This is a genomic window from Desulfoluna sp. HI9BLuna, assembly GCF_056829775.1.
In genome coordinates this window covers 2364241-2372500 of sequence record NZ_CP186555.1, presented here as the reverse complement: position 1 = coordinate 2372500, position 8260 = coordinate 2364241, and the positions used below count along the sequence as shown (strand labels likewise).

Annotated in this window: 4 protein-coding genes and 2 rRNA genes (1 of these 6 cut by a window edge); 5 read left to right on the top strand and 1 reads right to left on the bottom strand. The window is 55.4% G+C overall.

The features are described 5' to 3' along the window. The 5 genes from ACOYW0_RS09475 to ACOYW0_RS09455 all read left to right on the top strand — a co-directional run. Nucleotides 1–189 carry the 3' portion of a hypothetical protein gene (locus tag ACOYW0_RS09475; RefSeq protein ID WP_482418268.1) on the top strand. It extends 36 nt beyond the left edge of the window, so the window shows 189 of its 225 coding nt (coding positions 37–225); its start codon lies beyond the left edge, outside the window; it ends in the stop codon at nucleotides 187–189. Between the two features lie 289 nt (nucleotides 190–478). Next, on the top strand, nucleotides 479–1756 hold the full coding sequence (ltrA, locus tag ACOYW0_RS09470; protein WP_482417693.1) for a group II intron reverse transcriptase/maturase: 1278 nt from the start codon (nucleotides 479–481) through the stop codon (nucleotides 1754–1756). 112 nt (nucleotides 1757–1868) lie between these two features. Then, nucleotides 1869–2000: ribosomal RNA gene (rrf, locus tag ACOYW0_RS09465) — 5S ribosomal RNA — on the top strand. A 68-nt stretch (nucleotides 2001–2068) separates the two neighbouring features. After that, nucleotides 2069–2200, top strand: a 5S ribosomal RNA gene (gene rrf, locus ACOYW0_RS09460). Nucleotides 2201–3115: 915 nt separating this feature from the next. Further along, entirely contained in the window at nucleotides 3116–6397 is a 3282-nt protein-coding gene (locus ACOYW0_RS09455; protein WP_482418267.1) for a cyclic nucleotide-binding domain-containing protein, read from the top strand. Nucleotides 6398–6532: 135 nt separating this feature from the next. Here the strand turns inward: ACOYW0_RS09455 and ACOYW0_RS09450 are convergent, their stop codons facing one another. Next, entirely contained in the window at nucleotides 6533–8149 is a 1617-nt protein-coding gene (locus ACOYW0_RS09450) for a fumarate hydratase (protein WP_482418266.1), read from the bottom strand. Nucleotides 8150–8260 lie beyond the last annotated feature (111 nt).

Below are 8260 nucleotides of genomic sequence, written 5' to 3'. Positions count from 1 at the left end.
TTAACCGGGGAAGCCCTGCAGAGTTCTAAAAAAAAAAAAAAGATATCACCCGACAAGAGGAGACTCAAGGAGGGGGAGATGCTTTGCAGGGTGGCAGATGAGCCCGTAGTAGTGATGAAATCTCAGCCTGAGAAGCCCGGTAACGGAGTGGAGGAGAAAACAGAGATGATCAGCAGCATGGACTGTTGAGGCTGCCGGAAAGCCAAAAGCGCCGACAGTTGCGAAGGGGTGAAGTTTAATCGAAAGCTTTGGAAGCAGAACGTGAAGATGAGCGGAGAACAAGCCGCCTGACGAGGCGGGCAAGTGGTAATGAAGTCCCCCTGGGAACAGGGCTCTTTAAGCAAACTGCTCTCATCGGAGTAAGCGACGCAGATGGCTGTACATTGCCGAATACGGATAGAAAGCAGGCAGGCGTTGCCGAAGACTCGAAACGCATCACCGGAACGATCTGACAGAAGAAGCGAAGCAAGAGGAAGAGATGGGAAAACGAGTCTGGTACAGCCTTTACGATCGGCTTCTTCATCAAGAGGCACTTACAGGGGCATTCAAAAAGGTGAAATCGGCGAATGGAGCTCCCGGGATAGACGGGCAGTCCTGCAAAGATTTTGCCTTGGAACTGGACACAAATATCCAATCTCTTCTGATGGAACTAAAGGGGAAGAGCTACCTGCCGTCTCCTGTGAAGCGAGTCGAAATCGACAAACCGGATGGCGGCATCAGGAAAATCGGTATCCCTACGGTTCGTGACCGAGTGGTCCAACAGGCGTTAAAGACCATACTGGAACCCATCTTCGACCCGGGCTTCCATCCATCGAGCTATGGGTACCGTCCCAGTCGAGGTGCGCAGGATGCCATCGCCAAAGCAACGATGTTCATGCGCGATTACAACCTGAAATGGGTTGTGGATATGGATTTGAGTAAGTGTTTTGACACGTTAGACCACGACCTGATTGTTCAGGCAGTTCGAGAGAAAGTAGCAGATCGCAGTATCCTGAATTTGATTCGAATGTTCCTGACAGGTGGAGTGTTAACCTCCGGCGAACTGGAACCGACAACCGTCGGTAGTCCGCAGGGTGGCGTCATCAGTCCACTGTTAGCCAATATTTATCTGGATAAGTTTGATCAGTATATGAGGCGACGGGGGCATCGAATCACACGTTATGCAGATGATATTGTCATCTTCAAAGCGAGCAAGGCAGGGGCAGAAAGAGCACGGGAAGTGGCAACGGGCTATCTCGAGGTGAAGCTAAAGCTGACGGTTAACCAGAAGAAGACTCATATAACGAGTCTGTGGAAGGGAGTACCGTATCTCGGGGTGGTTATCGGTTCGAGGTACACCCAGGTGAAACCCGAACGGAAGAAGGCCTTTAAAGAAAAAGTCCGGAAGTGCACCCGACGCAACACCCCAGTGAATCTTGCGAAAGTCATTTATGATCTGAATCCTATTCTTAGGGGCTTTGCCAACTACTTTAAAGTGGCAAACTGCAAGGGATGGTTCAGGGAGATGATGGGGTGGATACGAAGACGTCTGCGAGCAATCCAGATGAAGTTATGGAAGAAACCTCGAAAGCTTCACCGCAGACTCAGGCAACTGGGCTACACCGGTGAGTTCGAGAACATCCGGATGAGTTCGTGGCGAAATGCGGCATGCCAACTGAGCCACTGGGCTATATCGAATAAGTGGCTTGAAAAACTCGGACTGTTCCAGATGGACAAGATAGAGACGGGAGTGCTTCCCCAGCCAATGCTGGGATAAGGTTGGACAGGAGCCGTGTACGAGGCCCGTACGCACGGTTCTGTGAGAGGGATGAAGCAGAGCTGATCACTCTGCTTCACCCTACTCGATTTTTTGTGGTCACGCACCGTATTTCGGTGGTGATTGCGACAAGGTCACACCCGTTCCCACCCCGAACACGGCCTATCAGATACAAAGACGTAAGCTTATCTGCGCCGATGGTACTGCACGGGCAGCAGAGCGTGCGAGTAGGTCGCCGCCGGATTTTTTTATAGAGGCCCTTGATGACACAGTCATCAAGGGCCTTTTTTGTTTTGTGGTGGCGCACCGTATTTCGGTGGTGATTGCGACAAGGTCACACCCGTTTCCATCCCGAACACGGCCTATCAGATACAAAGAAGTAAGCTTGTCTGCGCCGATGGTACTGCACGGGCAGCAGAGCGTGCGAGTAGGTCGCCGCCGGATTTTTTTATAGAGGCCCTTGATGACACAGTTATCAAGGGCCTTTTTTGTTTTGTGGTCGCGCACCGTATTTCTGTGGTGATTGCGACAAGGTCACACCCGTTCCCCTCCCGACCACGACCTATCTGATACAAAGAAGTAAGCCTATCTGCGCCGATGGTACTGCACGGGCAGCAGAGCGTCCGAGTAGGTCGCCGCCGGATTTTTTTATAGAGGCCCTTGATGACACAGTCATCAAGGGCCTTTTTTGTTTTGTGGTCACGCAACGTATTTCGGTGGTGATTGCGACAAGGTCCCACCCGTTTCGATCTAACAGGTATATCTATGGAGAAAAGAGCGTGTGAGCAGGTTGATCCGGATGTTTCATGTGGCCCTTGATGTGTTTTTCGTCAGGGGCCTTTTTGTTTAATTAAGGAATGGTCGTCTGCACCCATCACTGCCATGGAAGGCCTTGCGGACCGGATACGTAGAGTGGCGGGCCAGGTGCCCTGCCTTGTATCTGACCGGAAATACGCTGTTCCTGGTCACGGTCTGTGTTGACTATGTCACTCGGCGTGATCAAAATGAACTTACATTGAATGGGGGTTGGTGCTATAATAACACCGTGTTTTTTGGTGGCTTCTGGTTGAATGTCAATCAGTGAACGGTTCAATTTGTTTTCTACATTTTATATCGTTTAAGCGTTATGAAATCCCTTCTTTCCATAACGAGCCATCGGTTTCGATGATCGGCAGATACAATCCGTTGAGAATACGTCTTCAAGCCCCGCCTTTCTGGCGAATTTTGCCGCCGTGTTGACGTGCAGGGATCGTTGCATGCCGATGTCTTCTTTTCTATGTGTGAGCCTTCCATCACTGCGTAGCGGCAATGCGCAACGGTGCCCCCATCCACTCAGGTTAACAGAAGGTGAGACGTTATATGGCTGATGACCTCAATATCCAAACGGCACTGGGGGCAGTTAACCTCTTCATGAGTGCGGTGAAAAATTGTCGCCTCTACCCCGAATCCAGTGACATTGTCCGCCAGTCTCTCTCTTCCGGATATTCCCGCCTTACCGCCCTGTTCTATCGGGATGCCCCTTTTATTGTATCCGAAGCCCAGGGATCCATTCTTTTCGATGGAAAGCTTTTGGACGCCAAATCTCAGCGCATGCCTCAAATCCATTCTCTGCGTCTTCTGATGCAGGCCCTCAACCTGAAGAGCATTGTGTTTGACCGCGCCATTGATCAGGAAAATTATGCCAAGGCATCTCGGATTCTCAGTATGCCGCCGGAGGAGATGGACGCACAGGGCGGGGTGCGGAAGATGTTCGAAGCCGAAGGGGTCTCCTTTGTCTCTGCCAACCACAATGTGTTTCTCGGTGCCGAAGCCGATGAGGTGATCGAACGTGATGAGGATTTTTTCCGGCGTATCTGGTTCAGACAGATCACCGAACTCCAGGCCTTGTCGTATATCACCAGAAAGACGGTCAACGCGGCCTGGCTTTTATCGGTCAGCGGGCGTTTTCTTACCTTCTGTGCAGACAAGGGGTACGAGCCCAACGATTGGGATACCATCTCGCGCCTTGCAAGCCTTAACGGTTATCTGGTCAGGGCAGGCAGTGAACAGGGGAATGCAACCACCTTTTCCCTTCTGTATGAGAGCCTGGAGGCCCTTGGAGCCTGGTTTAACGCCGATTTACTTGCATTGAACCTGTCGGAAGTTGCCGTCACCAAGGCCGTGGAACACCTCGACAACGAGAGCTTCATGCTCCTTGCCGCCCGCCTGCTCCTGGTGAAGCAGACCCAGAGAAGGGGAAGCCGGTTGGTGGGGCGTGCTCATATCAAGGCCTATAACGATGCGTCGGACTGGAGCCTTGCTCAGCCCAGGGGCAGGGAGTTCACGGCTTCCATAGAGGCTTTGAGGAGCCGTGAAGAGGCCGCGCAACAAGAGACACTGGCTCGGATTGAGGCGGTGATTGAAGGGCTCATGGAGGGCGGTTCCGATGCCCTCAACGATCTCGACGCGCTGGCTGCGTTGCCCAGGGTTATGACCGAACGAACCCAGCAGGGCAAGACCCAAGAGGCTGAGCGGTTGATTCAGGCTGTGTCCCTTGCCATCAACCTGGATGACGAAGCAAAGTCCATGGCAGCCGTTCGGGTCCTCCTTCAAACGGCCAAAGCGTTCACCGGGCTTGGTCGACTGGACCTGGTGAGCCGGGTACTGGGACCCGTCAATTTGTGGGCACGTTATCAGCAGGAGGTGACCCCTCTCTTTGAATCCGCTGCCGATATGATGGTGAACCATATCCACAACCTGATTGTGGGGGGGCTGTTCGGAGATGCCGTTCCGTTCATGGAGAGTTTCAGCCTCATGGCGCAGGGACGCTTAAAAAAAGATCTCCATATGACCCGGTATGCCGAACGAACCCTGCGCCGAATGGCTTCAGAACGGGTGTTTAACCTTTTCATGGAAGCGTTCAGGGAGGACACGGGTGGTCACCGGCACCAGGCCTCCGTCGCCCTTGCTCTGCTTGGAAACATTGCCGTGCCTCCGTTACTTGACCTGCTTCGGGAGAGTGAGGTGATGGCTGAACGGATCCGGGTGATGGGGGTCCTGAAAAACATCGGGCCCGGTACCCTTGACGAGCTCACGCAGCGTATTACGCCGGACAGCGCCTGGTTTTATCTTCGCAATCTCCTGAAACTGCTGGGGGAGGTTGGTAGGGAGGAGCACATAGAAATCCTTGAGCCCTTGGTGACGCGTCGTGAGGAGCAGGTGATCGATGCCGTGATTTCATGTGCCAAGCAGATCGGAGGCAGCAGGCGGACTCGTTTTTATTCCAAGGCGATCCTGGTGGTTCCCGACAGGGTCAAGCCGAGACTGGCGGGACTTTTGGCCCAGTTCGGAGGCGATGATGGGGTCTATGCCCTCTCAGCCGTGCTCAAATCCAGAATGGCCGGGCCTCCGGAGGAGAAAGACAAGGTCATCAAGGCGGTGTGCTCGGCCATGGGAGAGATCGGCTCCATGAAGGCGCTTCCGACCCTTCAGAAGGTTGTGGACCAAAAAGGGCTCCTGGGCAGGAGCCGTTACACATCGGAACAGAAACGACTTGCCGAAGAGACCATTGTCAAAATTCGCCATGCCATGTCCAGGGAGCGTTCGGCACCGAAAGAGAAAGAGCCGGATGCCCGGGTAAAGGTGACCCGCGACTACATCGCGTCCGAGGAGTTCGGAACCCTTGAGGCCATTGTCAGCGGTCTGATCAGCGGGGGGAAGAAGGCCTCGGCCCTGAAGGTCCTTCTTTTGATGGTGGAGCGGGCGGCACGAGAGAAGGACTTCAAGCGCGCGGAGCGTTACAAGGCGAGGCTGTCCGATGTGGATGAGATGGCCCTGGGGGAAGTGGTGCGTGCCGAGGAGATTATCGATCAGGAAAGGTGCTTCGTGGATTCCGGGGAGTACATGGAGACCTGGAAGGCATTCTACGAACTCCTTACCGAGGAGGAGGCCTCCGGGTTTTATCATCACGTCAGAAACGAGGTGGTGGAGGTGGATACCGAGATCATAACCCAGGGCGAGGTGATCAATCGACTCTGCTTTATTAACAGCGGCAGGGCCAAGATCGTTTATAAAGATGACGCCAGGGAGCTCTTTATCAAGGAGATGTGCAAAGGGGACGTGGCAGGCTACGACGCTTTTTTCCATACCAGTGTGTGCACGGCATCCGTTGTGGCCCTTTCCCGGGTCAACGTGGGCTATCTTGATCGTGAGGTCCTGACACTGATGCAGGAGAAACACCCCGATTTTCTCGGAAAGCTGCAGTCCTTTTGCGGCCGGTTTAACAACCTGACCGAGACCGTCCAGGCCAAAGGGCTTGAGAGGCGGCGTTATCGGCGTTTTCATGTGAAGGGCAGGGTTGTGTTCCAGCTCATGACCGACAAGGGGACCACCGTGGGCAAATCCTTTACCGGCACTTTCCTCGATATCTCGGAAGGGGGGCTCTCTGCCGTGGTCAAGAGCAGCGGGTATTCCATGGCCCGCCTGTTGCTCGGGCGTTCCATCTGCTCGCTGATGAAGCCCGGTGAAGGGGCAGAGGGGGTCTCGGTCCAGGGGCGGGTCAGCAGCGTCAACGAGCGGGGTGAGAACACCATCTCCATCCATGTGGCCTTTGCGCGTCCCCTGGCTGTCACAAGTCTTGAAACCCTGGTGACCACCAGCTGAGCTGGCACTTCTCGCCGTAGGCGATTTTGTTAAGGCCGTTTACGGTCCGCAGAATCACGAAATTGACTGAAAGCTCCCGTCCCAGAGACCTCTGGGCGGGAGCTTTTGTGTTTTGAAGGGCAGCTACGCAGGGGGTTACATGATGGCCTGACGGTAGAAGTCATTCCCTTTGTCGTCGATGATGATAAAGGCCGGGAAGTCCCTTACGGTAATCTTGAAGATCGCCTCCATGCCCAGTTCCTCGTAGGCGATGGTCTCCACCCTGGTGATGCAGTCCCGGCCCAGCCTGGCGGCCGGGCCCCCAATGGATCCCAGGTAAAACCCCCGGTTTTCTTGGCACGATACCCTGACTTTGTCGGTCCTGTTGCCCTTGGCCAGCATGATGCGCGAGCCCCCGAGTTTCTGGAAGACGGGGACGTAAGGGTCCATGCGACCGGCGGTGGTGGGCCCGAAGGAGCCCGAGGCGTGGCCTTCCGGGGTTTTGGCCGGACCCGCGTAATAGATGACGTGATTCTTGATGTAGTCGGGGAGCCCGTCCCCTTTTTCCAGGGCTTCGGCGAGCCTGGCATGGGCAATGTCCCGGGCTACGATGATTTCTCCGGAAAGGGAGAGGCGGGTGCCCACGGGGTGAGCCGACAACTCGTCAAGGATCTCGTCCATGGGGCGGTTCAGGTCGATTTCAACACCGGGCTCTTCTGCCATGGCAGGCTCCGGCAGAAAGCGCTCGGGGCGGGTCTCCAGCTGCTCCAGAAACACACCCTCTTCGGTGATCTTCCCTTTAATGTTCCGGTCCGCGCTGCAGCTTACCCCGATGCCCACCGGACAGGAGGCCCCATGGCGAGGCAGTCGGATGACCCGGACGTCGTGGCAGAAGTACTTGCCCCCGAACTGGGCACCGAGGCCCACCCCCCGGGTCATGTCGAGGATCTCCTTTTCCATCTCCCGATCCCTGAGCGCGTGCCCCAGGGCGTTGCCTTGTGTCGGCAATTGGTCGAGGTATCCCGCCGATGCAAGCTTGACGGTCTTGAGGGTGGCCTCGGCAGAGGTGCCGCCGATGACGATGGCCAGGTGGTAGGGGGGGCATGCCGAGGTGCCGATTTCGGTGATTTTTTCTTTGAGAAAAGGCAGGAGGCGTTTGCGGTTCAGGATTGCCTTGGTCTCCTGAAAGAGAAAGCTCTTGTTGGCCGAGCCCCCGCCCTTGGCAATGAAGAGAAAGTCGTAGCTTGCGCCTTTTGTGCTTGCGATATCGATCTGGGCCGGGAGGTTGCAGCCCGTGTTTTTTTCCTCAAAGAGCGTAAGGGGGGCCAGCTGGGAGTAGCGCAGGTTTTTTTCCGTGTAGGTCTCAAAAATGCCTTTTGAGATGGCCTCCTCATCGGGCGTGGCCGTGCCGGAAATAACCTGGGCCCCTTTTTTGGCCACCACCGTGGCCGTGCCGGTGTCCTGGCACATGGGAAAGATCTTTTCCGAGGCGATGACGGCATTTTTCAGCATTTCAAGGGCCACGTAGGTATCGTTTTTCGAGGCCTCGGGGTCGTCCAGAATGCTGCGGAGCTGTTCGAGGTGGCGGGTGCGGTAGAGAAAAGAGACGTCGGCAAACGCCTCGCGGGCCAAAAGGGTCAGGGCCGACGGGGCCACACGGATGACGGTCTCTCCGAAGGCCTCCCCCTTTTCAATCCCCTCATCGCTGAGTTTTCGGTAAACAGTGGTGTCCGGCCCCAGGGGAAAGGGGGGCTGATAGGCAAAGGGTGGCATGGGGTGTCCTCCAGAGATGGTGATGGGTTGGCCATACAGGTGAGCATGATGTCTTCATCCCGTACTATAGGGCATGGCCACGGGCAGTCGCAACCCTGGAGTGACGGTGTA

Coding starts and splice junctions, on each gene's coding strand:
- ltrA (WP_482417693.1), top strand. CDS start 479: ATGGGAAAACGAGTCTGGTACAGCCTTTACGATCGGCTTCTTCATCAA.
- ACOYW0_RS09450 (WP_482418266.1), bottom strand. CDS start 8,149: ATGCCACCCTTTGCCTATCAGCCCCCCTTTCCCCTGGGGCCGGACACC.
- ACOYW0_RS09455 (WP_482418267.1), top strand. CDS start 3,116: ATGGCTGATGACCTCAATATCCAAACGGCACTGGGGGCAGTTAACCTC.